The organism is Streptomyces sp. CCM_MD2014 (genome assembly GCF_000772045.1).
GTDB classification, from domain to species: domain Bacteria; phylum Actinomycetota; class Actinomycetes; order Streptomycetales; family Streptomycetaceae; genus Streptomyces; species Streptomyces salinarius.
The window spans coordinates 2,043,664-2,068,852 of the sequence record NZ_CP009754.1 but is presented as its reverse complement, the minus strand read 5'-3'; the positions used below and the strand labels follow the sequence as shown (position 1 = coordinate 2,068,852).

Genomic DNA, 25,189 nt, shown 5'->3' with positions numbered 1-25,189 from the left:
AGCGTGTACGCGGCCTCTTGACGGGACGCGGTCACTTCACGACCATGACGAGGCCCGTTCAAGCAGCGCAAAGGGGTTGATTGCGTGACATTGGTGACCGAGCCGAGGAGACCGGCGCGCCGTGCGCCCGCGCCGGACGCCCCACGGGGCGGACCGGACCACGGCGCCTGGTTCCTGGTGCTGCCCGCGCTGATCCCGATCCTCGTCCTCAGCGTGGGACCGCTGCTCTACGGCATCCTGCTGGCGTTCACCGACGCCCAGTCGGGCCGCACGGAGCCCACCCGGTGGATCGGCGCCCTGAACTTCCGGGACCTGCTGCACGACACGCTGTTCTGGGAGTCGTTCCGCATCGGTCTGGTGTGGGCGGTCGGGGTGACGGTGCCGCAGTTCCTGCTCGCGTTCGGTCTCGCCCTGCTGCTCAACCAGAACCTCCGGCTGCGCTGGCTGGCCAGGGCCCTCGCGATCATCCCCTGGGCGATGCCCGAGGTCGTCGTCGGCATCATGTGGCGGCTGGTCTACAACACGGACGCGGGCATCCTCAACGAGACGCTGCGCGACCTCGGCCTCGGCGACGGCCACGACTGGCTCAGCGGCCTGGGCACCGCACTGCCCGCCGTCATCGTCGTCGGCGTCTGGGCCGGCATGCCGCAGACCACGGTCGCGCTGCTCGCCGGACTGCAGAACACCCCGCGCGAGCTGCACGAGGCGGCCGCGGTGGACGGCGCTGGGGCCTGGCGCCGGTTCCGGACGGTCACCTGGCCGACCCTCAGACCGGTCGCCCTCGCCATCACCGCGCTCAACCTCATCTGGAACTTCAACTCCTTCGCCCTGGTCTACGTGCTCACCAACGGCGGACCTGGCGGACGCACCCGGCTGCCCATGCTCTTCGCCTACGAGGAGGCCTTCCGCTACGGCCAGTTCGGCTACGCGGCGGCGATGGGCTGCGTCATGGTCGCGGTCGTCTCGCTGCTGCTGGCCGTCTTCCTCGTGGGCCGGCTCCGCGGCGGGGACAAGGGAGGTGACGAGGCGTGAGGACCTCGACCGGCGCCCGTGTGGGCCAGTACGCCGCGCTGTTCGCGTACCTGGTCTTCCTGGCCTTCCCCTTCCTCTGGCTGATCTCCATCGCCTTCAAACCACCGCGCGAGCTGGCGAGCCTGCACCCCACCTGGATCCCGGAGAACCCCACCCTCGACAACTTCCGGCAGGCCTTCGACGAGCAGCCACTGCTGCACGCCGGGCTCAACTCCCTGGTCGCCGCCCTCGGCGCCGCCGTGGTCGCGGTGCTGATCGCGACCCCGACGGCGTACGTCATGGCCCGCCGCCGCGGCCGGCTGGCCAAGGCGGCCACCGGGTGGGTCGTGGTCAGCCAGGCCTTCCCCTTCGTCCTGCTGATCATCCCGCTGTTCCTGGTCCTCAAGAACCTCGGCCTGATCAACTCGGTGGCCGGGCTGGTGATGGTGTACGTCGTGTGGTCGCTGCCGTTCGCGCTGTGGATGCTCGCCGGATACGTCCGCGCCGTGCCGCGCGAGCTGGAGGAGGCGGCCGCGGTCGACGGCGCCGGGCGGCTGCGGACCCTGGTCTCGGTGACCGCGCCGCTGCTCGCGCCGGGGATCGTGGCGACGGCTCTCTTCGCGTTCATCACCGCGTGGAACGAGTTCTTCTTCGCGCTGGTCCTGCTCAAAACGCCGGAGAAACAGACGTTGCCCGTGGTCCTCACCCACTTCATCGGCGCCGAGGGCGTCGCGGACCTCGGACCGCTCGCCGCGGCGGCCTTCCTCGCCACGCTGCCCTCGCTGGTGGTCTTCGCCCTCATCCAGCGGCGGATCACGGGCGGCATGCTCGCCGGGGCGGTGAAGAGCTGATGCGCGCCAGGACCACCACCCTGCTCCTCGCCCTCGTCCTGCTGGTCTCCGGCTGCGCGGGAGGGGGCGGCGACGGCGACGACGGCCGGATCACCCTCCGCTTCCAGTCACTGGCCTGGCAGGACGAGTCGGTCCAGGCCAACAAGGAACTGGTGCGGGAGTGGAACGCCACCCACCCGGACGTGCGCGTCGAGTACGTCCAGGGCAGCTGGGACAGCGTCCACGACCAGCTCCTCACCTCCTTCGAGGGCGGCGAGGCGCCCGACATCATCCACGACGCCTCCGACGACCTCGCCGACTTCGCCTACGGCGGCTACCTCGCCGACCTCACGGAACTGCTCCCCGCGCGGCTGAAGTCGGACATCCCGCGGCACAGCTGGGAGACGGTCACCTTCGGCGACGGCGTCTACGGCGTGCCCTTCCTCCAGGAACCACGGGTGCTGATCGCCAACGCCACCCTGCTGAAGAAGTCGGGCGTGCGGATCCCGACACCGGAACACCCCTGGACTTGGGCGGAGTTCCGGCAGGTGACGAAGGAGCTGAGCGGCGACGGCACGTACGGAGTGGCCTGGCCGCTGAAGGAGCCCGTCTCCGCCACGCTCAACCTCTCCCTGTCCGCCGGCGGCAAGCTGTTCCACCGGGGCGCCGACGGCAAGGTGACCGTCCGCTTCGAGGCGGGCGACCAGGTGGTTCCCCGCACCGTCCACGACCAGGTCGAGACCGACCACAGTGCCTCGCCCACCACCCTGGGCAGCGGCGGCTCCGACACGCTGCCCGGCTTCTTCGCGGGCAAGTACGCGATGGTGCCGCTGGGCTTCTCCTACCGTCAGCAGATCGAGCAGCAGGCACCCGAGGGCTTCGACTGGCAGGTGCTGCCCGCCCCGGCCGGCGCCGACGGGCTCGTCCAGGGCGTCAGCCCGCAGACCCTGTCCATCGCCGAGGACAGCCCGCACAAGAAGGCGGCGGCGGCCTTCGTCGACTTCCTGCTCCAGCCGGACAACATGGTGCGTCTCGCCCTCGGCGACTGGATGCTGCCCACCGGAGAGCAGGCCCTGAAGGACCCCGCCCTGCACACGTCCGAAGGCGGCTGGGCCACCGGCACCGCCCTCGCCGCCCACCTGCGCTCGGCGCCCGCGCAGTCCGTACGGGGGTACGCCGAGTGGAAGGACAAGGTGGCGACACCGGCGCTCCAGGAGTACTACAGCGGAGCGATCGACATGGACGAACTGCGCCACAGACTGGAGGAGGACGGAAACCTCGTACTCGCCCGCTACCAGCGCTGACCGCCGCCCACCCCGCGACGGGCCGCGGGAAAACCGGTTGCCCGCCGGGTGCCCGCCCGCCTAACGTCGCGTCCGTGGCAGCTTTCAACGCGATCTTCAACTCCGGTCTCGGCCGGGGCTGCACGTACGCCATCAGGATGCGTCGTGGCCCCGGAGCCCTGACCGGCCCGGGGTCCCCCCGCCGCTGACGCACCGGACGCGTTCGACGCGTCCCGGGCGCGCGCGGCGGGGCTGAGCCTCCGCATTCCCTTTTTGCCTTCGTCTTCCGGTCAGGGCCTTCGGCTGCCCTTCTCCCCCCTGTCACGGAAGACAAGGACCGCAGGCCATGGCCCGCCCCACCCAGCGTGCCCGCACGCTCTCGCAGAACTTCCTCGCCGACCGCGCCACCGCGCACCACGTCGCCCGGCTCGCCGCCCCCGACCGCGCCTCCCCTCCGCTCGTGCTCGAAGTGGGCGCGGGCAAGGGGGCTCTCACGGAGCCGCTCGCCCGCCGCAGCCGCGAACTGCACGCCTACGAGATCGATCCCCGGCTCGTCCCCGGACTCCGCGCCCGTTTCGCGCACAGCCCGCACGTCCGCGTCGTCCTCGGCGACTTCCTCGCCGCGCGGCCCCCGCGCACGCCGTTCTCGGTCGCCGGGAACGTGCCCTTCTCGCGCACGGCCGACATCGTCGACTGGTGCCTGAGCGCACCCGCCCTCACCGACGCCACCCTCATCACCCAGCTCGAGTACGCCCGCAAACGCACCGGCGACTACGGCCGCTGGACCCTGCTCACGGTCCTGACCTGGCCGCACCACGCATGGCGGCTGGTGGGCCGGGTGGACCGCCTCCGCTTCCGCCCGGCGCCGCGCGTCGACGCCGGCATCCTCCGCATCGAGCGCCGCCCCGCCCCGCTGCTCACCGGTCCCGTCGCCCGCCGTAGCTGGGCGGACCTGGTCGAACTGGGCTTCTCGGGCGTCGGCGGCTCGCTGCACGCGTCCCTGCGCCGCGCCCATCCGAGGCGCCGGGTGGACGCGGCGTTCCGTGCCGCCCGGCTCGACCCCGCCCTGCTCGTCGGCGAGGTCGCGCCCGACCGCTGGCTCCGGCTGCACGAGGAGCTGACGGCGTGAACCGGAAGGAGCCCCACCTGATGAACCGGAAGAGGTCCCGGGAGATGAACCCGAAGGAGTCCCAGGAGATGAACCGAAAAGAGTTGCACGAGACGTCTCGTCTCGCGTACGGTCGTCGCATGACCAGCCGACCCGCCCACATCGCCATGTTCTCCATCGCCGCGCACGGCCACGTGAACCCCAGCCTGGAGGTGATCCGCGAGCTCGTCGCGCGAGGGCACCGGGTGACGTACGCGATCCCGCCGCTCCTCGCGGACAAGGTCGCCGAGACGGGCGCCGAACCCAAGCTGTGGAACAGCACGCTGCCCGGCCCCGACGCCGACCCGGAGGCGTGGGGGAGCACCCTGCTGGACAACGTCGAGCCCTTCCTCGACGACGCGATCCAGGCGCTCCCGCAGCTCGCCGAGGCGTACGAGGGCGACGAGCCCGACCTGATCCTGCACGACATCGGCTCCTACGCCGCCCGCGTCCTCGGCCGCCGCTGGAACGTGCCGGTCATCTCCCTGTCACCCTGCATGGTCGCCTGGGAGGGATACGAGCAGGAGGTCGCCGAGCCGATGTGGGAGGAGCCGCTGAAGACCGAGCGCGGACAGGCGTACTACGCCCGGTTCCACGCCTGGCTGGAGGAGAACGGGATCACCGACCACCCCGACCCGTTCGTCGGCCGCCCCGACCGCTCCCTGGTACTGATCCCCAAGGCGCTCCAGCCCAACGCCGAGCGGGTCGACGAGAAGGCGTACACCTTCGTCGGCGCCTGCCAGGGGGACCGCACCGCCGAGGGCGACTGGACACGGCCCGAGGGCGCGGAGAAGGTCGTCCTCGTCTCCCTCGGGTCCGCCTTCACCAAGCAGCCGGCGTTCTACCGGGAGTGCGTCAAGGCCTTCGGCGAGCTGCCCGGCTGGCACACCGTGCTCCAGGTCGGGCGGCACATCGACACCGCCGAGCTGGGCGACGTACCCGACAACGTGGAAGTACGCACGTGGGTGCCGCAGTTGGCGATCCTCCAGCAGGCCGACCTGTTCGTCACCCACGCGGGGGCCGGCGGCAGCCAGGAGGGCCTGGCGACGGCCACGCCGATGATCGCCGTACCGCAGGCCGCGGACCAGTTCGGCAACGCCGACATGCTCCAGGGCCTCGGTGTCGCCCGCACGCTGCCGACCGAGGAGGCCACCGCCGAGGCGCTGCGCACCGCCGCCCTCGCCCTGGTCGACGACCCTGAGGTGGCAGGGCGCCTCAAGGCGACCCAGGCGCAGATGGCCCAGGAGGGCGGCACCCGGCGGGCCGCCGACCTCATCGAGGCCGAACTGGCCGCCGCGCGCGGCTGACCCGGTAGCACGCGGCGCAGGGCCCGTCGGTTCCCCGGAACCGACGGGCCCTGCGGCCGTCGTGTGGCGCCGTGCCGGTCAGACCCCGACCGGTTCGCCCCGCTCCCCGCGCTCGCCGTCCCGCACCGCCGGCGCGATCGCCTCGGGCGACTCGTCGTGGGTGAGGTCCGGCAGCCGGTGCAGCCACTTCGGCAGGTACCAGTTGCGCTCGCCGAGCAGGGACATCACGGCCGGCAGCAGGACGCCCCGGATGATCGTGGCGTCGATCAGCACCGCCGCCGCCAGGCCCACGCCCATCTGCTTCATCGACTGCATGGACAGCGTGCCGAAGATGGCGAACACCGCGACCATGATGACGGCGGCACTGGTGACGACCCCCGCCGTGGTGACCACGCCGTGCTGGATCGCGTCCCGGGTGGAACGCCCGCGCAGCCGGGCCTCGCGGATCCGGGAGACCACGAACACGTGGTAGTCCATCGACAGGCCGAACAGGATCACGAACAGGAACAGCGGCAGCCACGTGATGATGGCGCCCACGCCCTCCGCGCCGACCAGCGAGGCGCCCCAGCCGTGCTGGAAGACGGCGACCAGGATGCCGTACGCCGCGCCCACCGACAGCAGGTTGAGCACGATCGAGGTGATCGCGACCGTCAGGGAGCGGAAGGACAGCAGCATCAGCAGGAAGGCGAAGACCACGACGAAGGCGAAGACCGGCAGGACCGACCCGACGAGCTGGTCGTTGAAGTCCTTGTTGCCGGCCACCTGACCGGTGATCGGGGCCTCGACGCCGTCGACCTTGCCCAGCGTCGCGGGCCGTACGTCGTCGCGCAGCTTGTCCAGGCTCTCGCCCGCCTCGTCCTGGTCGGAGCCGCCGACCAGCGGGACGTACACCAGCGCGACGTTCTGCTCGTCGTGCACCGTGATGTCCACGGGGCCGCGCGAGGCGCCCGAACCGATCGCCCGCTCCCGGAAGTCGGCGAGCGCGGCCCGCACCTCGGGCGCGTTGATGTCGTCGGCCTTCACGACCACCTCGGCCGGGTCGGAACCGCCGGGGAAGGCCTCGTTGACCCGGTTGTACGTCTGCACGATGGGCAGCGAGTCGCCGAACTCCTGGTCCAGCGTGAGGTTCTGCGTCTTCATGCCCAGGGCGGGCGCGGCGACGGCCAGCAGCGCGCCGACGGCGACCACGGCGGCGAGCAGCGGCCTGGCCAGTACGCGCTTCAGCACGGCCGTCCAGAACCGGCTTCCCTCACCCGTCGAGCCGCTCGGCCGGCGCCGGCGCAGGAACGGCACGCGGCCCTTCTCCACCCGCTCGCCCAGCAGGGACAGCAGCGCCGGCAGCACCGTCACCGAGCCGACCATGGCGACCGCGACCACCATCAGCGAGGCCAGGCCCATCGCCTCGAACTCGGCGATGCCGGTGAACAGCATGCCCGCCATCGCCACGCACACCGTGACGCCGGAGACGACGATCGCCCGGCCACTGGTGGCGGCGGCGATCCTGAGGGCCGTCCGCGCGTCCCGTCCAGCGGCCCGCTCCTCGCGCTCACGGCGCAGGTAGAACAGGCAGTAGTCGACACCGACGGCCAGACCGACCAGCAGCATCACGGAGTTGGCGGTCTCGCTCATCGGCTGGAAGTGGCTGACCAGACCCATCAGGCCCATCGTCGCGATGATCGCGGTGATCGCCAGCGCCACCGGGACCAGCGCCGCCACCAGCGCGCCGAACGCCACCAGCAGGATCCCGAGGGCCACCGGCACCGCCGAGTACTCGGCCTTCTTGAAGTCGTCGCCGAAGGCGTCGTCGAACGTCTTCATCATGCTGGCGCCGCCGATCTCCTCGATCCGCAGCGACTCGTGCTCCTTCTGGACGCCCTCGACCGCCTTCAGCACCGGTTCGACCCGGTCGCCCGCGGTGTCCGCCTCGCCGCGCATGTCGAACTGGACCAGCGCGCTGCGGCCGTCCTTCGAGATGGTCTTCGCGTCGTACGGTGAGGTGACGCCCGTGACCTCCCCGGTCTCTTCCACCGCCGTGACGACCGCGCCGACGGCGGCCCGGAACTCGGCGTCCGTGGCCTTCAGTCCGTCCGACTTCGCCTGGACCAGCACCGACTCACTGGCCGGCTCGTCGATCCCCGCCTCCTCGACGATCCTGGCGGCGGTGTGCGTCTCGCCGCCCATCTGGTCGCTGTCCTTGACGTCGACCCGGCCGGCCGCCGAACCGAGGCCCGTCGCCAGGACGACGAACAGCACCCAGATCCCGACGGCGGCCCATCGGTGCCGGGCGCTCCAGCCTCCCGCCCGGGCTGCTATGCCCCGCACCCGTGTCTCCTGGTTCCGCATGACCGGCCTGCCCCCTCCTGAGCGGTGCCGGCCCCCTGCCGCCACCTTGCGATTCGAAGGTATGGGCCGCGTAAGGCCGTGGCGTCGTGCTCTCCGGTGACGTGCGACGGCGCCGCCCTCATCCCTCCGTACCGCCGCACTCACCGCTGAGGAGGATCCCGGCCCCTTACATCTACCGGGGGCTGCCAGGGGCCGCGATCAGGGTTCGGTGGCGCGCCGCAGTTATGGGAAGAGTTGTTGATTAAGTCACAGGCGTGTGTAGTGGTTGAACCCCGCGCACCGCATCGGCGAGAGTGACGCGCACGTGCGCCCGGCGCGCGGACCCGGCCGTCGTGCCCGCCCCCACGGGGCACGACGGCCGTTCTATGGTGTGCGGATGACGACGATGTACGCGGCGCTGCTGCGCGGGGTCAACGTGGGCGGCAGCCGCAAGGTCCCGATGGCCGACCTGCGCGCGCTGCTCACCTCCCTCGGACACGACGCCGTACGCACCCATCTGCAGAGCGGACAGGCCGTCTTCGCGTCCGACCACGGTGGCGAGGAGTCCCTGGCCGCGGAACTGGCGGAGGCGATCGAGAAGCGGTTCGGCTTCCCGGTGGACGTGATCGTGCGCAACCACGCCTATCTGAAGGGGGTCGTCGAGGCGTGCCCCTTCCCGGCCGCCGAACTGGAGGCCAGGCAGCTGCACGTCACCTACTTCTCCGCGCCGGTCGACGCGGACCGCTTCGCGGCGATCGACGCACCGGCCTTCCACCCGGAGGAGTTCCGCCTCGGCGACCGCGCCCTGTACCTCTACGCACCGGACGGGCTCGGCCGCTCCAAGCTCGCCGAGGCCCTGGGCAAGCCCCGCGTCAACAAGGGACTGATCGCCACCAGCCGCAACTGGAACACGGTCACCAAACTGGTGGAGCTGACGCGCGCCTGACGAGCCCCCGGAGGCCTCAGGCCCCGACCGCCAGGGCCACCGGCACCCGCGCCGCGTCGTACCGCTCCAGCACGACCCGCGCCACCTCCGGCGCGGGACCCAGGACGTCCGCCAGCACGTCCGCCCCGGCCGCGCCCCGGGCGATACGGTCCGGCAGGAAACCGGGCGCCAGGACGTACGGGGCGACGGCGACGCGCGCGCAGCCCAGCGCACGCAGGTGCCGGACCGCGTCCTCGGTGCGCGGAAGGGATGCGGAGGCGAACGCAGGCCGCACGGCGCACCAACCGGTGTGCCGCCACTCCCGCGCGATTTCAGCGATCACTGCGATCGCCTCCGGGTCGGAGGACCCCGCCGAGGCCAGCACGACCCCGGTCGAGGATTTGTCGGCGGGCGTCAGGCCCGCCTCGTACAGCCGCCGTTCCAGCGCCGACAGCAGCAGCGGCGAGGGACCGAGCACCTCGGCCTGCCGGATCCTCAGGCGCGGCGGCGCCGCCGCTAGGACCGCGGGGATGTCCGCCTTGGCGTGGAAGGCGCGGGTCAGCAGCAGCGGGAGGGCCACCACGTCCCGCACGCCCTCGGTCTCCAGGGACTCCAGCACCCCCTGCACGGAGGGGACGTTGAAGTCCAGGAAACCGGTCTCCACCCGTACGTCCGGACGCAGTGCCCGCACCCGGCGGACCAGGGCGTGCACGGTCGCGGCGTGCCGCGGGTCGCGGCTGCCGTGGGCGACGACGAGAAGCACCGGCGCGGACATGGCGTACCTCAGCCCTTCACCAGCAGACCGCGGCTGCGCAGCACCCAGCGCTCCAGCGGGCTGAAGATCAGCAGGTCGATGGCGATTCCGACGATCAGGATCAGCAGGATGGCCTCGAAGACCATGGCCATGTCGCTGGCGTTGCGGCCGTTCTCCAGCAGCTGCCCGAGGCCCACGCCCAGGTCCGGGAACGAGGCGATGATCTCGGCGGCCATCAGCGAGCGCCAGGAGAACGCCCAGCCCTGCTTGAGCCCCGCCACATAGCCGGGCAGCGCGGCAGGCAGCACGATGTGCCAGGTGCCCTTCAGCCCCGTCGCGCCCAGGGTGCGGCCCGCCCGCAGGAAGATCGGGGAGACCTGGTCGACCCCGGACACCAGGCCGTTGGCGATGGAGGGAACCGCGCCGAGCAGGATGACGGCGTACATCATCGAGTTGTTCAGGCCCAGCCAGATCACGGCCGGCGGCACCCAGGCCACCGACGGCAGCGACTGGAGGCCGGAGAGGATCGGGCCGATCGCGGCGCGCACGAACTTCACCCGCGCCACCAGCAGGCCCAGCGGCGTGCCGATGAGCAGCGCGAAGCAGAAGCCGAGCAGGCCGCGCGAGACACTGGTCCAGATGTAGCCGAGCAACTCGCCCTGGAGCCAGGCCTGGTGCACCACGTCCCACACGTCGGAGGGGGCGGGCAGCTTGGTCGGGTCGTCGACGATCCCGAAGGAGACCAGGCCCTGCCAGACCGCCAGTACCAGGAGCACGGCGACGGCCGGGGGCAGGATCTTCTCCACGAAGGTCTGCCGGAAGGGCTTGCGTCCCTGCTGCACCGTCTCCAGTGCGTCCAGGCCCGCCTCCAGACCGGCGAGATCGCCGCTCTCCTTCGCGGGGCGGGTCGTGTCAGTGCTGGCCATGGCGGCGGATCTCCCCACGCAGTTCTTCGGTGATCTCGACGGACAGCTCCGCCACGGCGGTGTCCTCGATACGGCGCGGGTGCTCGATGCCGACCGTCCACTCGCGCGCCACCCGTCCGGGACGCGAGGACAGCAGGACGACCCGCTCGGCCAGCCGCACGGCCTCGCGCACGTTGTGCGTCACGAACAGCACGGACAGCCGCGTCTCGCGCCAGATGCGGGTCAGCTCGTCGTGCAGCACGTCCCGCGTGATGGCGTCCAGCGCCGCGAACGGCTCGTCCATCAGCAGCAGCTTGCTCTCCTGCGCGAGCGCCCGGGCCATCGCTACCCGCTGGCGCATCCCGCCCGACAGTTCGTGCACGCGCTTGCCGTACGCGCCCTTGAGACGGACGAGTTCGAGCAGCTCCTCCGCCTTGTCGCGGCGCTCGGACTTGGCCACGCCCCGCAGTCTCAGGGCGAGTTCGATGTTCTTGCCCGCGGTCAGCCACGGAAACAGGGCGTGCTCCTGGAACATCAGGGCGGGCCGCCCGTCCGTGCTGATGGCGCCCGCGCTGGGCCGGTCCAGGCCGGCCACCAGGTTCAGCAGCGTGGACTTGCCGCAGCCGGAGGCGCCCAGGAGGGTGACGAACTCGCCGGGTGCGACATCGAGGGTGATGTCGTCCAGGACGAGCTGCTGCCCGGCGGGGCCCGCGAAGGACTTCGAGACGTGCTCGATCCGGGCGGCGTACGCGGCCGGCTCGGTGCCGTGGGCGGCCTTGGCGAGGGTCGTGGTCGTGGCCATGGTCGTCACCTCCTGGGTGGTCGGATCCGGGCTTTACTCGACGCCGAGCCCGGCGTCGTCGACCGCGGGCTTGCCCTTGGCCTTGAGGACCTTGTTCAGCAGCGTGAGGTCGTAGATGCCGTTCAGGTCGGGCCGCTCCAGCAGACCGGCCTTCACGGCGTGCTCGGCCTCGGCGTCGAGGGTGGCGGCCAGCGGGTCGTCGGTGAGTTTGATCGACTCCCAGGCCGGGTCCAGCACGTCGGCGGGCAGCGCCTTGCCGGAGTCCTCCTCCAGCTGGGCGTTGGCCGCGGCCTTCGCCTCGTCCGGGTGGGCGGTGATCCACTCGTTGGTGTCGACCGACGCCCCGAGAACCGCCTCCACGGCCTTGGGGTGCTCCTCGAGGAACTTCTGCGACACGATGATGTTCGTGATCACGAACTTCTCGTCCGGCCACAGCGTCGACTCGTCGAGCAGTACCTTGCCGCCCTCGGCGACCAGCCGGGACGCGGTCGGCTCCGGCACCCACGCGCCGTCGACGGAACCGGACTTGTAGGCGTTCGGGGTCACCTTGTTGTCACTGCGGACGACCGTCACGTCGCCCTTGCCGCTCTGCGCGTCGACCTTCCAGCCCTGCTCGGCGACCCAGTTGAGGAAGGCCACGTCCTGCGTGTTGCCCAGTTGCGGGGTGGCGATGCGCTTGCCCTTGACGTCCTTCAGGGACTTGATCCTGTCCGGGTTCACCACCAGCTTCACGCCGCCCGAGGCCGAACCGCCGATGATGCGCAGGTTCTTGCCGCCTGACTTGGTGTACCCGTTGATCGCCGGGGAGGGGCCGATCCAGCCGATGTCGATGGATCCCGAGTTCAGCGCCTCGATCTCGGACGGACCCGCGTTGAAGACCGCGTACTTGGCCTCGGTGCCGCCCAGCGCCTTCTGGAAGAAGCCCTTCTGGTGGGCGACCAGGGGCGTGGCGTGCGTGATGTTGCCGAAGTACCCGATCCGGACGGAGTCGAGACCGTCGATCTTCTCGGCGCCCGCGGCGATCTTCGCGGTGTCGTCGTCCTTCGCCTGCGAGCCGTAGCCGCAGGCGGCCAGCGTCAGGAGGGGCAGGGCGGCTATGACCGCCAGTGTGCGGCGCAGGGCGGAGGTGGCAGGCACGGGAGGGGTTCCTCTCGTTGGTCCGGCACGCACGCCTGTCGGTTCGTCCGAGGTGTCAGGTCGTGGCCGGGAGGTCGGCAGGTCTTCGGCTGTGGGGGGTGAGGGCGCGCGAGCGGTGCGCGTACGTCACCGCGCACATCGCGCCACTCCGCCCTGTCCGCTGCCCTCGGCGCCGCTGCCGACGCGGCCGCCCTCCTTGGCGAACGTGGAGTAGAAGTCGGGGGAGCCCATGCTCAGAAATCCCACCCGTCGTCGTCAGCCGCAGCCTTCACGGGCTCCGGCGCGGCGAAGGACTCGCCGGCCATGCCGGCGGTGAGCGTGGTGCCGTCGGACGGGTCGATCAGGATGAACGAGCCGGTGCGCCGCGAGTCGGCGTAGGAGTCGGCGGGCAGCGGCTCGGCGGTGCGGATCTTCACCCGGCCGATGTCGTTGGCGACGAGCTGCCCGGGGTGCGGGTGCAGGGACAGGTCGTCCAGCGTGAGCCGGGCCGGGATGTCCTTGACGATCGCCTTGACGGTGCGGGTGCCGTGCTTGAGCAGCACCCGGTGGCCCACGGTGAGCGGCGCGTCGGCGACGTGGCAGACGGTGGCCTCGACGTCCTGGCTGGTGGCCGGGGCGTCCTCGCGGGGCACGATCAGGTCGCCGCGGGAGATGTCGATGTCGTCCTCGAGGAGCAGCGTCACCGACTGCGGCGTCCAGGCGGCCTCGACGGGCTTGCCGAGCAGGTCGATGCCGGACACCTTCGAGGTGCGGCCCGAGGGCAGCACGGTGACCTCGTCGCCCACGCGGAAGGTGCCGGCGGCGATCTGGCCCGCGTAGCCGCGGTAGTCGGGGTGCTCGGCGGTGCGCGGGCGGATCACGTACTGCACGGGAAGCCGGGCGTGGCAGTGCGCCAGGTCGTGACTGACCGGGACGGTCTCCAGGTGTTCGAGCACCGTCGGGCCGCCGTACCAGTCCATGACCGCCGACGGCTCCACCACGTTGTCGCCCTCGAGCGCCGAGATGGGGATCGCGGTGACCTCGGGGACGCCCAGTTCGGTGGCGTACGCCGTGAACTCCTCGGCGATGGCCGCGAACACGGACTCCTGGTAGTCGACCAGGTCCATCTTGTTGACGGCGAGGACGACGTGCGGGACGCGCAGCAGGGCGGCGATCGCGGCGTGCCGGCGGGTCTGCTCGACGACGCCGTTGCGGGCGTCGACCAGGATCACCGTCAGCTCGGCGGTGGAGGCGCCGGTGACCATGTTCCGCGTGTACTGCACGTGCCCGGGGGTGTCGGCCAGGATGAACCGGCGGCGCGGGGTGGCGAAGTAGCGGTAGGCCACGTCGATGGTGATCCCCTGCTCGCGCTCGGCCCTGAGGCCGTCGGTGAGCAGTGCGAGGTCCGGGGCGTCCTGGCCGCGGCTCGCGGAGGCCCGCTCGACGGCCTCGAGCTGGTCGGTGAGGACCGACTTGGAGTCGTGCAGGAGGCGGCCGACCAGCGTGGACTTGCCGTCGTCGACCGAGCCGGCGGTGGCGAACCGCAGCAGGGTCGTCTCCGACAGCTGCCAGACCGACAGCGGCTCGGCGGGTTCAGTGGTGCTGGTCATGTCTAGAAGTACCCCTCGCGCTTGCGGTCTTCCATCGCGGCCTCGGACATCTTGTCGTCGGCGCGGGTGGCGCCGCGTTCGGTGAGCCGGGTGACGGCGATCTCGGCGATGACCTTCTCGATGGTGTCGGCGTCGGAGTCGACGGCGCCGGTGCAGGACATGTCGCCGACGGTGCGGTAGCGGACGCGCCGCTTCTCGATCGTCTCGCCGTCCTTCGGACCGCCCCACTCACCGGCCGTCAGCCACATGCCGGAGCGGGCGAAGACCTCGCGCTCGTGGGCGTAGTAGATCTGCGGCAGTTCGATGCCCTCGCGGGCGATGTACTGCCACACGTCCAGCTCCGTCCAGTTGGACAGCGGGAAGACGCGGACGTGCTCGCCGGGGGCGTGCCGGCCGTTGTACAGGTTCCACAGCTCGGGGCGCTGGCGGCGCGGGTCCCACTGGGAGAACTCGTCCCGCAGCGAGAACACCCGCTCCTTGGCCCGCGCCTTCTCCTCGTCGCGGCGCCCGCCGCCGAAGACGGCGTCGAACTTCTCCGCCTGGATCTTCTCGGTCAGCGGCAGCGTCTGCAGCGGGTTGCGGGTGCCGTCCGGGCGCTCCTTGAGCACCCCGCGGTCGATGTAGTCCTGCACGGAGGCGACGTGCAGCCGCAGCCCGTGCCTGGCCACCGTGCGGTCGCGGTACTCCAGGACCTCCGGGAAGTTGTGCCCGGTGTCGACGTGCAGCAGGGAGAACGGCACGGCCGCCGGGGCGAACGCCTTCAGCGCCAGGTGCAGCATCAGGATCGAGTCCTTGCCGCCGGAGAAGAGGATCACCGGCCGCTCGAACTCGCCCGCCACCTCGCGGAAGATGTGCACGGCCTCGGATTCGAGCGCGTCGAGGTGGGAGAGGGCGTACGGGCCGGCCGTACCCTCCCGCGCCGCTTCGGCGGTCGTCGTCATGCCAGTCCCCTTTCGGTGAGCAGGGCGTGGACCGCCGCGGCGGACTCCTGGACGGTCTGGTCCTGCGACTCGATGCGCAGGTCGGGCTTGACGGGCTCCTCGTAGGGGTCGTCCACCCCGGTGAGGCCGGTCAGCTCGCCCGCGGCCTGCTTGGCGTACAGGCCCTTCACGTCGCGCACCGAGCACACCTCGACGGGGGTGGCCACGTGCACCTCGACGTACGCCGTGCCGTTCGCCTCGTGGCGCTCGCGGACCGCCTCGCGGCTGTCCGCGTACGGCGCGATCACCGGGACCAGTGCCGTGACGCCGTTGCGGGCGAGCAGTTCGGCGACGAAGCCGATGCGCTGCACGTTGGTGTGCCGGTCCGCGCGGTCGAAGCCGAGGCCGGCCGAGAGGAACTCGCGGATCTCGTCGCCGTCGAGCAGCTCGACGCGCCGGCCCTCCTCCCGCAGACGGTCGGCCAGCTCGCGGGCGATGGTGGTCTTGCCGGCGCTGGGCAGCCCCGTGAGCCAGACGGTGGCTCCGGTCGTCACGTGGTTCTCCCTGGATCTCGATGGTCCGGTGGTCGTCGGCCCGGTGGCCGTCGGTCCCTTGGCGGTCGTCATGTCAGCCGTGCAGTCCGCACTCGGTCTTCGAGCGGCCCGCCCAGCGTCCGGCGCGGGCGTCCTCGCCCTCCAGCACACGGCGGGTGCAGGGCGCGCAGCCCACGGAGGCATAGCCGTCCATCAGCAGCGGGTTGGTGAGGACGCCGTGCTCGGTGACGTACGTTTGCACATCTTCCTGTGACCACTTGGCGATGGGGGAGATCTTCACCTTGCCCCGCTTCTCGTCCCAGCCGACGACCGGCGTGTTCGCCCGGGTCTCCGACTCGTCGCGGCGCAGCCCGGTCGCCCAGGCCTGGTAGCCCTTCAGGCCCTCCTCCAGCGGCTTCACCTTGCGCAGCGCGCAGCACAGGTCGGGGTCGCGGTCGTGCAGCCTCGGGCCGTACTCGGCGTCCTGCTCGGCGACCGTCTGGCGCGGGGTGAGCGTGATGACGTTCACGTCCATGACGGCCTCGACCGCGTCGCGGGTGCCGATGGTCTCGGGGAAGTGGTAGCCGGTGTCGAGGAACACCACGTCCACGCCCGGCAGGGCGCGGGAGGCGAGGTGGGCGACGACCGCGTCCTCCATGGAGGAGGTCACGCAGAACCGGTTGCCGAAGGTCTCGGCCGCCCACCGGAGGATCTCCAGCGCCGTGGCGTCCTCCAGTTCACGGCCCGCCCGCTCGGCCAGCGCCCTGAGGTCCTCGGTCGTACGTTCTTCCTGAACCGCGGTCATGTCGGTTCCCCTCCCGTGGAGTCGGGCTGAAGGCCCCGGGCCAGCAGCCCGAGGAACTTCAACTGGAATGCGCGGTTGCACGCCCCGCATTCCCAGGCGCCGTGGCCCTGCTCACCGGGACGCAGGTCCTCGTCGCCGCAGTAGGGGCAGTAGAAGGGCGCGGCGCGCTCGCTCACGACAGGGCCTCCTCGGAGGCCCGGGCCGCCCAGGCGGCGAAGCGCTCGCCGTCCTCGCGCTCGGCCTGGAAGCGCCTGAGGACGCGCTCGATGTAGTCGGGCAGGTCGTCGGAGGTCACCTTCAGTCCGCGCACCTTGCGGCCGAAGCTCGGCTCCAGGCCGAGGGCGCCGCCCAGGTGCACCTGGTAGCCGCCGACCTGACGGCCCTCGGCGTCGGTCATCAGCTGGCCCTTGAGGCCGATGTCCGCGGTCTGGATGCGGGCGCAGGCGTTCGGGCAGCCGTTGATGTTGATGGTGATGGGCTCGTCGAACTCGGGCATCCGGCGCTCGAGTTCGTCCATCAGGTCGCTGCCGCGCTCCTTGGTCTCGACGATGGCGAGCTTGCAGAACTCGATGCCGGTGCAGGCCATCGTGCCGCGCCGGAACGGCGACGGCTTGACCCGCAGGTCGAGCGCCTCCAGGGACTCCACGAGCGAGTCGACCCGGTCGCCGGGCACGTCGAGGACGATCATCTTCTGCTCGACGGTGGTGGAGACCCGGCCCGAGCCGTGGTTCTCGGCCAGCTCGGCGACCTTGGTGAGCACGGAACCGTCCATGCGTCCCACGCGCGGGGCGAAGCCGACGTAGAAGCGGCCGTCCTTCTGGCGGTGCACACCGATGTGGTCGCGCCACTGCTGCGCGGGCATCTCGGGTGCCGGGCCGTCGATCAGCTTGCGGCCCAGGTAGTCGTCCTCGAGCACCTGGCGGAACTTCTCCGGGCCCCAGTCGGCGACGAGGAACTTCAGGCGCGCGCGGTTGCGCAGCCGCCGGTAGCCGTGGTCGCGGAAGATCGAGGTGACGCCCTCCCACACGTCCGGGACCTCGGACTCGGGCACCCAGGCGCCCAGCCGCACACCGAACTTGGGGTTGGTGGACAGACCGCCGCCGACCCACAGGTCGAAGCCGGGACCGTGCTCGGGGTGGACCACGCCCACGAAGGAGATGTCGTTGATCTCGTGGGCGACGTCCAGCAGCGGGGAACCGGAGACCGCCGTCTTGTACTTGCGCGGCAGGTTGGAGAAGCGCGGGTCGCCGAGGTAGCGGCGGGCGATCTCGTCCAGGGCGGCCGTGCCGTCGATGATCTCGTCCTCGGCGACGCCGGCCACCGGGGAACCGAGCATGCCGCGCGGGCAGTCGCCGCACGCCTCGGTGGTGGACAGGCCGACGGCTTCCAGCCGTTCCCAGATCGTGGGCACGTCCTCGATGCGGACCCAGTGGAACTGGATGTTCTGCCGGTCGGTGATGTCGGCGGTGCCGCGAGCGTAGGTCTCGGAGAGCTCGCCGATGGTCCGCAGCTGCTCGGTGGTGAGCCGCCCGCCGGTGATGCGGACGCGCATCATGAAGTACTGGTCCTCGAGCTCCTCCGGCTCCAGCAGACCGGTGCGGCCGCCGTCGATGCCGGGGCGGCGCTGGGTGTACAGGCCCCACCAGCGGAAGCGTCCGCGCAGGTCGTTGGGGTCGATGGAGTCGAAGCCGCGCTTGGAGTAGATCGTCTCAATACGTGTCCGCACGTTGAGACCGTCGTCGTCCTTCTTGAACTGCTCGGCGCCGTTGAGCGGGGTGAAGTGCCCGGCCGCCCACTGGCCCTCGCCGCGGTGACGGCTCACCTTGCGGCGGGGGCTCGCGGCAGCAGGCTTCGGCGGAGTGGCGGCCATGGTTGACACGTCCTTTGAGAACAGGCGGAAAGCGGCTCTGACCTGCGCGCATGGCGCATGGCACTACGTGGGCGTACGTGAGACACGCGTGCGCGTCATTGCGCGGGAGCGGGGTGAATGCGGGGGTTCCGGAGGTGCTGGAGGGTACTCTCAGCGGCCCGGACAGATGGCGCTGGACATGCGGCCGAGGTCGACGTGGCGCCGACTCACCAAGGCAATTCCAGTTCCAGGCATGTCGGAAGACTGGCATGGCGATCTGGACCAGGTCCAGCTTAATCCGAAATGTGGACACCCTTGTCTCATTGTGCGAGACAAGGGTGTCGTTGGTCACATACGCGGTGCCGACCGGGCAGACGGCCGAAAACAGACGTGTCGGTGCAGGTCAGGCGGGGAAGGCCCCGGGCCACGGACCCGGAGTGGCCACGTCCGCCTCTTCCTCCACCTTCGTGTCGAACAGCCGGAAGCCGCGGCGCTGGTAGTTGTCCATGGCGTACTCGCCGTCCTTGCTGCAGGTGTGCAGCCAGACCCGCTTCGTGGTGGCCAGCCCCGGCCAGCGCTCCGCGAGGTCCCAGGCGCGGGCGGTGCCGTACGAGAGGAGGTGGCCCCCGATGCGCCGGCCGCGGAAGGCCTTGATCAGGCCGAAGTACTCGATCTCCACCACGCCGTCGTCCCCCGGGGTCAGCTCCACGTATCCGGCGGGCGTGCCGCGGTCGTAGGCGACCCAGGTCTCCACGCCCGGCCGCTCCAGGTGCTCCCGCCAGCGGGCGTAGCTCCAGCCGAGCCGGTCCGTCCAGCGGATGTCGCCGCCGACCGAGGCGTACAGGAAGCGGCTGAACTCGGGGGAGGGCACCTCGGAGCGGACGATCCGGACGTCCCCCTCCGGGGCGGCGGCCGGCAGCAGATCGGTCGGCGCCGTCTGCTCCAGGGACCACGTGGTCACGGCGATGTTGGTCATGCCGGTCAGGGAATCATCCGCTCCGCGGGTCTGTCGATCCCCGCCCGGGCGGGCCGGTGCGACGCGGGCGACGGCGACGGCGCGTCAGTCGAGCGCGTCCTCGATCGACGCCATCGGCAGCGCGAACAGCATCCGGCCGGACTGGGACCAGACCTCGCCGGTCGGCGCCGAGTACGACAGCGAACCCGCCGGCCCGCTCCAGCACTGCTGCGACCGGTCCGCGCCGCATTCCGACGCCCGCGCGCCCTCCGTGTCCTGGCGCCAGAGGGTGCCGCGTCCGTCCTGCCCGCCGGCCGCGCGTCCCAGGTACCAGTCGGTCCGTGTCGCGCCGGGCGGACGGTACGACAGTACGCCGCCGACCTCGGCCGCCCCGGTCTCGTACGCCTCCACCGCGTTCACGTGCCCGGCGGAGTCCGTGACGGGCAGCCCGCCGCGCTCGGGGTCGGTGCCGGCGCGCAGGGCGTAGCGCCACAGCCGGGTGGGCCGGTCGCCGTCCGCGTCCACGTGCTCGCTCGCGACCAGGCTGTCGGGAGTGGTGCCGCGGTCCAGGGAGATCGCGCCGGGGCGGGCGGCGCCGTCGAGGTCGGGGAGCCGGTAGGAGGCGATGGCGGGCAGCACGTACCGGTGGCCGCCCGCCGCCCAGCCGCCGGGCACCCGGCCGACGGCGTCCGCCGAGGTGGTGGCGCGCTGGACGCGCTGCACGTCGTACACGTACAGCGCGTCGCGGTCCCCGGCTGCCGCGGTGACCAGGAGCTTGTCGCGGTACCAGACCATGCCGGTGACGGGGGAGGCGAGGCCGCGGTAGTCGTGACCGCCGTCGACCGGGACGGCGAGGAGTGCCGAGGTGTAGCCGAGCCGCCCGGGGTCGTCGGCGTTGACGAAGGAGACCCGGGCGAGACCGCCCTGGGGTGTGCCGTCGTCGCGGGACCAGGCGGAGACGATGACGCGGTGGCCGCCCCAGCGGCCGTCCTCCTCGGCGTCCCCGGAGGTGGTGACGGCGCCGGGACGCCAGCCGTCGGTGTCGGCCTCGTCCCAGCAGTAGGCGCGGGTGGCGGCGGGGGAGACCGGCAGCGCCTCCCGCTCCCCGGCCGTGCAGTCGTCGGCGTCGCGCAGGGTGCGGTCGGCGGAGTCGAGGACGGTGCCGACGCCCACCGGGTCGCCCATCGCGGCGGAGAGCCGGTCCAGCCAGGCCGCCGGCACCCGGTGCTCGGTCAGCCGCAGCGCCGCGGTGTCGGCGGCGGAGGTGAGGGGCTCGAGGGTGCCGGGGTCGTCGGCGACCGTGGCCTGCGAGGCGCTGATCAGTGTGGCCGCGCCGGTCAGCGCGAGCGCAGCGCCGGTCAGGGCCGCGCGCAGCGCCCTGCCCCGTCTGCGCCGGCGGTGTCTGCCGCGCTGCTTCATACAACCTCCACGGACACCGGACCAACTGTGCTCGACGGTGGACGCGTTGACCGAGGAGCGGATGAGGCGGTCCGTAGAGGATGCTACGACAGACGGACCGCCCGGTGGACGCAGACGATGCAAATATGCGGAATCAACCCGTCTTTACGGCCATCCGGGTCGTCTTCCTCGTCGGGGGCGGTACGAGGCGGGATTCCACCGTCCCGCCCTGCGCCGGCGCCGCGGGCTCCGGTCACGGCACCGTCGCCGTCGCCCGTGCCTCGGCCACCGCCGGTGCCGTGGAGTGGGGGAGCAGGTCGCGCGGGTCGGCCGGGAGCAGGACCTCGACCTCCGCGTCGTCGCAGAAACGATACGGCCGGTGCTCCAGGTAGGCCCCGAGGTACCTCCGTACCCGCGACATCTCCGCCCGTACCGTCACCGTGCGGGCCGGGTCGCCGAACATGTCCTCGGCCAGTCCGGCGGCGCTGCGCCCACCCCGGTGCACCGCCAGCAGGTACAGCAACTCCGCGTGCCGTGGGCTCAGTTCCCGCGCCCAGTCCTCCGCGCCGCCCAGCACCCGCACCGACCACCGGCGCGGGTGGCCGAGGTCCAGCACGATCCGGACGGTGCCCTGGGGCACCGGCCCCGCCGCCGCCCGCACCAGCCAGCCCTCCGCCAGCGGCTCCACCGTGCACGCCCCGAACGCCGGCAGCCACCGCGCTCCCGCCTCCGGCGACTTGGGCAGCACCACCCGCTCCAGGTACGGCATCCCCGTCACCGCCGCCGTCCAGCCGTCCCGGTCCGCCACCAGCGCCCGCCCCTCCAGCCGGGCCAGCACCGGCGCGGCCACCGCCCGCAACCGCTCCAGCGACTGCGTGTGCAGTTCCCGCAGCCGGGCCTCCGCCAGCTTGGCCACCGAGTCCACCCAGGCCAGCGTGGCCGGATGCATCGTCTCCAGCGGCCCGCTCACGTCGACCACCCCGAGCAGCCGTCCGCTGCGCGGGTCGGTGATCGGCGCCCCGGCACAGGTCCAGGTCGCCTGGGACCGCACGAAGTGCTCGGAGGCGAAGACCTGTACGGGCCGCCGGGTCACCGCCGGAGTCCCCAGGCCGTTGGTGCCGACCACCTCCTCCCGCCAGTCCGCCCCGAGTTCGAACCCGAGCCCGTCGGCCCGGCGCAGCACCCGCGCGCTCCCCTCCCGCCACAGCACCCGGCCGTCCTCGTCCGCGACCACCATGATGTGGTGCGCCACGTCGGCCACCGACAGCAGCGCCTCCCGCAGCACCGGCAGGACGTGCCGCAGCGGGGAGGCCTCGCGCCGCCGCCGCACCTCCTCCGGCGCCAGCAGCCCGGAGCGGAAGTCGTGCTCCGGATCGACGCCGCTGCGCAGCATCCGGTCCCAGGACTGCTCGATCACCGGCCGCGGCGCCACCGGCGCCCGCCCGCCCGAGAGTCTCGCGGAGCGGACCTCGCTGAGCATCCGCGCCGCACGCGCCGTGTCGACGGCGGCGAACTGCGTCACGTCCATGGGCGAGAGCGCCACGGGACCTCGTCCTTCCGGAAGCCGATTGTTCGTCTCATACTGACCGGTTGCCCACGCCGGACGGGCACAGTCCGCACACAGCCGACCGCAAGTTGCAACCCCCTGCAACCCTGGTGGACGGTCCCGCGGGTGTCCAAACTTGAACCGCGCCGTCCCGAGCGGCGTACGCGGCCTGAACAGGCCCGTGTGGCGGGGGTGGTGCCGTGTCGGCGCAGCACCACCCCCGCGCCACGCGGCCGGAATCAGACCACGGGCCGCGCCCGATCCACCACCGCCGCGAGGTCCAGCGTCGGCGGCAGCGTGCCGAATGCCGCACCCCCGTCGCCGCCCAGTCGCGAGGCGCAGAACGCGTCGGCCACCTCCGGCGGCGCGTACCGCACCAGCAGCGCGCCCTGCAGCACCAGCGCCAGCCGCTCCGCCAGGAGCCGCGCCCGTCCCTCGGCGGCCGCGAGGTCGGCCAGCTCCGTCAGCAGGTCCCGGATCGCCGCGTCCAGCCGGTGATCGGCCCCGCGCGCCGCGCCCACCTCCGTCAGATACGCGTCCAGCGCCGCCGGTTCGCGCCCCAGCGCCCGCAGCACGTCCAGCGCCTGCACGTTGCCGGCGCCCTCCCAGACCGAGTTCAGCGGCGACTCGCGCACCAGCCGGGGCAGCCCGGACTCCTCGACGTACCCGTTGCCGCCCAGGCACTCGGCCGCCTCCACCGCGACCGGCGCGCAGCGCTTGGTCACCCAGTACTTGGCCGCCGGCACCGCGAGCCGCAGCAGCGCCCGTTCCCGCTCGTCCCCGGCCCCGGCGGCGTCGTAGGCGGCCGCCAGCCGCATCCCGAGGACGGTCGCCGCCTCCGACTCGACCGCGAGGTCCGCGAGCACGTTGCGCATCAGCGGCTTGTCGGCCAGCTTCCCGCCGAACGCCTCGCGGTATCCGCAGTGGTGCACCGCCTGCGCCACCGCCTGCCGCATCAGCCCCGCCGAGCCCAGCACGCAGTCGAGCCGGGTCGCCGCCACCATCTCGATGACGGTGGCCACCCCGCGCCCCTCCTCGCCGACCCGGCGCGCCCACGTCCCGGCGAACTCGACCTCCGCCGAGGCGTTGGACCGGTTGCCCAGCTTGTCCTTGAGCCGCTGGATCAGGAAGACGTTGCGGGTGCCGTCCGCCAGGACGCGCGGCACCAGGAAGCAGGTCAGCCCCCCGGGCGCCCGGGCCAGCACCAGGAAGCCGTCCGACATGGGCGCCGAGCAGAACCACTTGTGCCCGGTCAGCGCGTACGTCCCGGCCTCGGCCAGCGGCCGCGCCGACGTGGTGTTCGCCCGTACGTCGCTGCCGCCCTGCTTCTCCGTCATGCCCATCCCGAACAGCACCCCGGCCTTCAGGCGGGCCGGCCGCAGCTCCCGGTCGTAGACCCGGGAGGTCAGCCGCGGCACCCACTCGGCGGCCAGTTCGGGGTCGGCGCGCAGGGCGGGCACCGCCGCGTGCGTCATCGACAGCGGACAGCAGTTCCCCGCCTCCACCTGCGTCCACATCAGGAACCCGGCCGCACGCCGCACGTGCCCGCCCGGACGCGACCAGGCGTCGGTCAGGCCCGCCGAGACGCCCTTGCCGAGCAGCCGGTGCCAGGCGGGGTGGAAGTCGACCTCGTCGACGCGGTGCCCGTACCGGTCGTGGGTGCGCAGCACCGGAGGACTCGCGTTGGCCTGCGCCCCCCACTCCTGGGTCTGGAGCGCCCCGCAGCCGCGACCCGTCCCCGACAGCTCGGCCAGCGCCTCCTCCCGCAGCTCCGCCGGCAGATGCCGCTCGACCGCCTCCGTCAGGGCCCGGTCGGCGGTGAAGACGTCGTAGCCGGTCAGCGGCGGCGCCTGATTCGTCACGGTGTGGGTACTGCCTGCCATGGACGTGAACCTACCGCGCGCGCGACCCCGGCGGGCCCGGTACGGGATCACCGGGCGTCCGCGGATGAGTGCCGGCCGCCGCGCCGGATACCTTTAGGGCGTGCAGCCAGCAAGTGACTCCCCCGAACGGCCCTCGGGCCGGCTCCACCGCGCCCGGGTTCTGTACCGGAACGTCTCCAAACGCAGGACCGCCTGGCTGCTGCTCAAGGACACGGTCAACTCGTGCATGGAGTACCGCATCCTCGGCCTGGCCGCCGAGGCCGCGTTCTTCACCCTGCTCTCGGTTCCGCCCCTGCTGCTGAGCCTCCTCGGGCTGCTCGGCTACGTCGACTCCTGGATCGGCGCCGACACCACCGAGAGCCTGCGGAACAACATCCTGGACGCCTCCCGCGCGGTGCTCTCCGAGAAGGGCGTCAAGCAGATCACCGAGCCGATCCTGGACGACGTGATGAAGGGCGGCCGGCCGGACGTCATCTCCATCGGCTTCCTGTTCGCCCTGTGGTCGGGCTCCCGCGCGGTGAACGTCTTCATCGACACGATCACCGTGATGTACGGCCTCGACGGCGTCCGGGGCATCGTCCGCACCCGCCTGATGGCCTTCCTCCTCTTCATCGTGGCCCTGCTCATCGGGTCGGTCGCGCTGCCGCTGATGGTGGCGGGACCGGACGCCGTGGTGCGCATCGTGCCGTGGTCGACGACGGTCGTCCAGGTCCTGTACTGGCCCGTCGTCATCATCCTTTCCGTGGCCTTCCTGACCACGCTGTACCACGTCTCCGTCCCCGTCCGCTCCCCGTGGATCGAGGACGTCCCCGGCGCGCTGGTGGCCCTCGCCATGTGGGTGCTGGGCAGCTTCCTGCTGCGCATCTACCTCACCAGCACCGTCGAGGGCCCCACCATCTACGGCTCCCTGGCCGCGCCCGTCGCCGTGCTGCTGTGGATCGGCGTGTCCGCGTTCGCGGTGCTCGTCGGCGCGGCGGTCAACGCGGCCATCGACCGGGTCTGGCCGGCCGCCGCGACCGCCGCGGCCCGCGAGGCCAACGAGCGGCTGCGCCAGGCCCAGGTCGCCGAGTACGTGGCCCGGACCTCCGCGAACGGCGAGGGCGACCCCGACATGCCCTCCGAGTTCCCGGAACGCTGGTCCCGCTTTTTGCCCCCCGAGGACGTCACGGCCCGCCTGCGCACCCACGGGAAGAACCCGCCGCCCGCGCACCACAACCACAGCCACGGCCACCACGACGACGGCCACGGCCACGACAAGCCCGAGGCCTCCTAGTACGCCGGGCCGGGG

Annotated in this window: 23 protein-coding genes; 7 read left to right on the top strand and 16 right to left on the bottom strand. The window is 72.0% G+C overall.

Features of this window, described 5'->3' with window-relative positions; genetic code table 11:
- Positions 1-84 precede the first annotated feature (84 nt).
- The 5 genes from NI25_RS09000 to NI25_RS08980 all read left to right on the top strand — a co-directional run bounded on the left by NI25_RS09000 (position 85) and on the right by NI25_RS08980 (position 5,578).
- The gene (locus NI25_RS09000) at positions 85-1,032 is read left to right on the top strand and encodes a carbohydrate ABC transporter permease (protein WP_061441948.1); all 948 of its coding nucleotides are present in this window, start codon (positions 85-87) and stop codon (positions 1,030-1,032) included.
- Positions 1,029-1,862 carry a carbohydrate ABC transporter permease gene (locus NI25_RS08995; protein ID WP_061441947.1) on the top strand — a complete coding sequence of 278 codons (834 nt, stop codon included), beginning with the start codon at positions 1,029-1,031 and terminating at the stop codon, positions 1,860-1,862. Before NI25_RS09000 ends, NI25_RS08995 begins: the two co-directional genes overlap by 4 nt.
- Positions 1,862-3,145, top strand: coding sequence for an ABC transporter substrate-binding protein (locus NI25_RS08990; RefSeq protein ID WP_107071670.1), 1,284 nt, complete (start codon positions 1,862-1,864; stop codon positions 3,143-3,145). The genes NI25_RS08995 and NI25_RS08990 overlap by 1 nt, the downstream gene beginning before the upstream one ends.
- A gap of 325 nt (positions 3,146-3,470) precedes the next feature.
- Positions 3,471-4,253: a 23S rRNA (adenine(2058)-N(6))-methyltransferase Erm(O) gene (gene erm(O) / locus NI25_RS08985; RefSeq protein WP_061441946.1), complete on the top strand. Its 783-nt coding sequence runs from the start codon at positions 3,471-3,473 to the stop codon at positions 4,251-4,253.
- Between the two features lie 68 nt (positions 4,254-4,321).
- The gene (locus NI25_RS08980) at positions 4,322-5,578 is read left to right on the top strand and encodes a glycosyltransferase (protein WP_061446835.1); all 1,257 of its coding nucleotides are present in this window, start codon (positions 4,322-4,324) and stop codon (positions 5,576-5,578) included.
- Positions 5,579-5,656: 78 nt separating this feature from the next.
- Here the strand turns inward: NI25_RS08980 and NI25_RS08975 are convergent, their stop codons facing one another.
- Positions 5,657-7,921, bottom strand: a complete 2,265-nt coding sequence (locus tag NI25_RS08975) for an MMPL family transporter (RefSeq protein WP_061441945.1) — start codon at positions 7,919-7,921, stop codon at positions 5,657-5,659.
- 376 nt (positions 7,922-8,297) lie between these two features.
- Between NI25_RS08975 and NI25_RS08970 the strand changes: the two genes are divergently transcribed.
- Positions 8,298-8,846 (top strand): DUF1697 domain-containing protein, encoded by a 549-nt coding sequence (locus NI25_RS08970; protein ID WP_061441944.1) that lies wholly within the window; start codon positions 8,298-8,300, stop codon positions 8,844-8,846.
- 16 nt (positions 8,847-8,862) lie between these two features.
- On the opposite strand, the gene NI25_RS08965 is transcribed toward NI25_RS08970, so the two are convergent.
- From NI25_RS08965 to NI25_RS08900, 15 genes are all read right to left on the bottom strand, one after another.
- Positions 8,863-9,600, bottom strand: coding sequence for a sirohydrochlorin chelatase (locus NI25_RS08965; protein WP_061441943.1), 738 nt, complete (start codon positions 9,598-9,600; stop codon positions 8,863-8,865).
- A gap of 8 nt (positions 9,601-9,608) precedes the next feature.
- Entirely contained in the window at positions 9,609-10,505 is an 897-nt protein-coding gene (locus NI25_RS08960; protein WP_061441942.1) for an ABC transporter permease, read from the bottom strand.
- Complete coding sequence (locus NI25_RS08955) at positions 10,492-11,286, bottom strand: ABC transporter ATP-binding protein (protein WP_061441941.1); 795 nt, start codon at positions 11,284-11,286, stop codon at positions 10,492-10,494. Before NI25_RS08955 ends, NI25_RS08960 begins: the two co-directional genes overlap by 14 nt.
- A gap of 33 nt (positions 11,287-11,319) precedes the next feature.
- Positions 11,320-12,423 (bottom strand): aliphatic sulfonate ABC transporter substrate-binding protein, encoded by a 1,104-nt coding sequence (locus NI25_RS08950; RefSeq protein ID WP_061441940.1) that lies wholly within the window; start codon positions 12,421-12,423, stop codon positions 11,320-11,322.
- Between the two features lie 233 nt (positions 12,424-12,656).
- The gene (locus NI25_RS08945) at positions 12,657-14,012 is read right to left on the bottom strand and encodes a sulfate adenylyltransferase subunit 1 (protein ID WP_061441939.1); all 1,356 of its coding nucleotides are present in this window, start codon (positions 14,010-14,012) and stop codon (positions 12,657-12,659) included.
- 2 nt (positions 14,013-14,014) lie between these two features.
- Positions 14,015-14,953, bottom strand: a complete 939-nt coding sequence (gene cysD / locus NI25_RS08940; RefSeq protein WP_061441938.1) for a sulfate adenylyltransferase subunit CysD — start codon at positions 14,951-14,953, stop codon at positions 14,015-14,017.
- Entirely contained in the window at positions 14,950-15,558 is a 609-nt protein-coding gene (gene cysC, locus NI25_RS08935; RefSeq protein ID WP_078884563.1) for an adenylyl-sulfate kinase, read from the bottom strand. Before cysC ends, cysD begins: the two co-directional genes overlap by 4 nt.
- A gap of 1 nt (position 15,559) precedes the next feature.
- Positions 15,560-16,270 (bottom strand): phosphoadenylyl-sulfate reductase, encoded by a 711-nt coding sequence (locus tag NI25_RS08930; RefSeq protein ID WP_061441936.1) that lies wholly within the window; start codon positions 16,268-16,270, stop codon positions 15,560-15,562.
- The gene (locus NI25_RS08925) at positions 16,267-16,446 is read right to left on the bottom strand and encodes a hypothetical protein (protein ID WP_061441935.1); all 180 of its coding nucleotides are present in this window, start codon (positions 16,444-16,446) and stop codon (positions 16,267-16,269) included. The genes NI25_RS08930 and NI25_RS08925 overlap by 4 nt, the downstream gene beginning before the upstream one ends.
- Positions 16,443-18,140, bottom strand: a complete 1,698-nt coding sequence (locus tag NI25_RS08920; RefSeq protein WP_061441934.1) for a nitrite/sulfite reductase — start codon at positions 18,138-18,140, stop codon at positions 16,443-16,445. The genes NI25_RS08925 and NI25_RS08920 overlap by 4 nt, the downstream gene beginning before the upstream one ends.
- A 150-nt stretch (positions 18,141-18,290) precedes the next feature.
- On the bottom strand, positions 18,291-18,374 hold the full coding sequence (locus NI25_RS40615) for a putative leader peptide (RefSeq protein ID WP_309475039.1): 84 nt from the start codon (positions 18,372-18,374) through the stop codon (positions 18,291-18,293).
- A 148-nt stretch (positions 18,375-18,522) separates the two neighbouring features.
- Positions 18,523-19,095: a GNAT family N-acetyltransferase gene (locus tag NI25_RS08915; RefSeq protein ID WP_061441933.1), complete on the bottom strand. Its 573-nt coding sequence runs from the start codon at positions 19,093-19,095 to the stop codon at positions 18,523-18,525.
- A gap of 84 nt (positions 19,096-19,179) precedes the next feature.
- Positions 19,180-20,493, bottom strand: coding sequence for a hypothetical protein (locus NI25_RS08910; protein WP_061441932.1), 1,314 nt, complete (start codon positions 20,491-20,493; stop codon positions 19,180-19,182).
- Positions 20,494-20,725: 232 nt separating this feature from the next.
- Entirely contained in the window at positions 20,726-22,015 is a 1,290-nt protein-coding gene (locus tag NI25_RS08905) for a GAF domain-containing protein (protein WP_061441931.1), read from the bottom strand.
- Positions 22,016-22,257: 242 nt separating this feature from the next.
- Entirely contained in the window at positions 22,258-23,901 is a 1,644-nt protein-coding gene (locus NI25_RS08900) for an acyl-CoA dehydrogenase family protein (protein ID WP_061441930.1), read from the bottom strand.
- A 100-nt stretch (positions 23,902-24,001) separates the two neighbouring features.
- Here NI25_RS08900 and NI25_RS08895 point away from each other — a divergent pair, with 100 nt between their 5' ends.
- Positions 24,002-25,174 (top strand): YihY/virulence factor BrkB family protein, encoded by a 1,173-nt coding sequence (locus NI25_RS08895; protein WP_199560856.1) that lies wholly within the window; start codon positions 24,002-24,004, stop codon positions 25,172-25,174.
- Positions 25,175-25,189: the final 15 nt, after the last annotated feature.

Coding starts and splice junctions, on each gene's coding strand:
- NI25_RS08990 (WP_107071670.1), top strand. CDS start 1,862: ATGCGCGCCAGGACCACCACCCTGCTCCTCGCCCTCGTCCTGCTGGTC.
- NI25_RS08980 (WP_061446835.1), top strand. CDS start 4,322: ATGAACCGAAAAGAGTTGCACGAGACGTCTCGTCTCGCGTACGGTCGT.
- NI25_RS08975 (WP_061441945.1), bottom strand. CDS start 7,921: ATGCGGAACCAGGAGACACGGGTGCGGGGCATAGCAGCCCGGGCGGGA.
- NI25_RS08970 (WP_061441944.1), top strand. CDS start 8,298: ATGACGACGATGTACGCGGCGCTGCTGCGCGGGGTCAACGTGGGCGGC.
- NI25_RS08965 (WP_061441943.1), bottom strand. CDS start 9,600: ATGTCCGCGCCGGTGCTTCTCGTCGTCGCCCACGGCAGCCGCGACCCG.
- NI25_RS08960 (WP_061441942.1), bottom strand. CDS start 10,505: ATGGCCAGCACTGACACGACCCGCCCCGCGAAGGAGAGCGGCGATCTC.
- NI25_RS08955 (WP_061441941.1), bottom strand. CDS start 11,286: ATGGCCACGACCACGACCCTCGCCAAGGCCGCCCACGGCACCGAGCCG.
- NI25_RS08945 (WP_061441939.1), bottom strand. CDS start 14,012: ATGACCAGCACCACTGAACCCGCCGAGCCGCTGTCGGTCTGGCAGCTG.
- cysD (WP_061441938.1), bottom strand. CDS start 14,953: ATGACGACGACCGCCGAAGCGGCGCGGGAGGGTACGGCCGGCCCGTAC.
- cysC (WP_078884563.1), bottom strand. CDS start 15,558: ATGACGACCGCCAAGGGACCGACGGCCACCGGGCCGACGACCACCGGA.
- NI25_RS08930 (WP_061441936.1), bottom strand. CDS start 16,270: ATGACCGCGGTTCAGGAAGAACGTACGACCGAGGACCTCAGGGCGCTG.
- NI25_RS08920 (WP_061441934.1), bottom strand. CDS start 18,140: ATGGCCGCCACTCCGCCGAAGCCTGCTGCCGCGAGCCCCCGCCGCAAG.
- NI25_RS40615 (WP_309475039.1), bottom strand. CDS start 18,374: ATGCCTGGAACTGGAATTGCCTTGGTGAGTCGGCGCCACGTCGACCTC.
- NI25_RS08915 (WP_061441933.1), bottom strand. CDS start 19,095: ATGACCAACATCGCCGTGACCACGTGGTCCCTGGAGCAGACGGCGCCG.
- NI25_RS08910 (WP_061441932.1), bottom strand. CDS start 20,493: ATGAAGCAGCGCGGCAGACACCGCCGGCGCAGACGGGGCAGGGCGCTG.
- NI25_RS08900 (WP_061441930.1), bottom strand. CDS start 23,901: ATGGCAGGCAGTACCCACACCGTGACGAATCAGGCGCCGCCGCTGACC.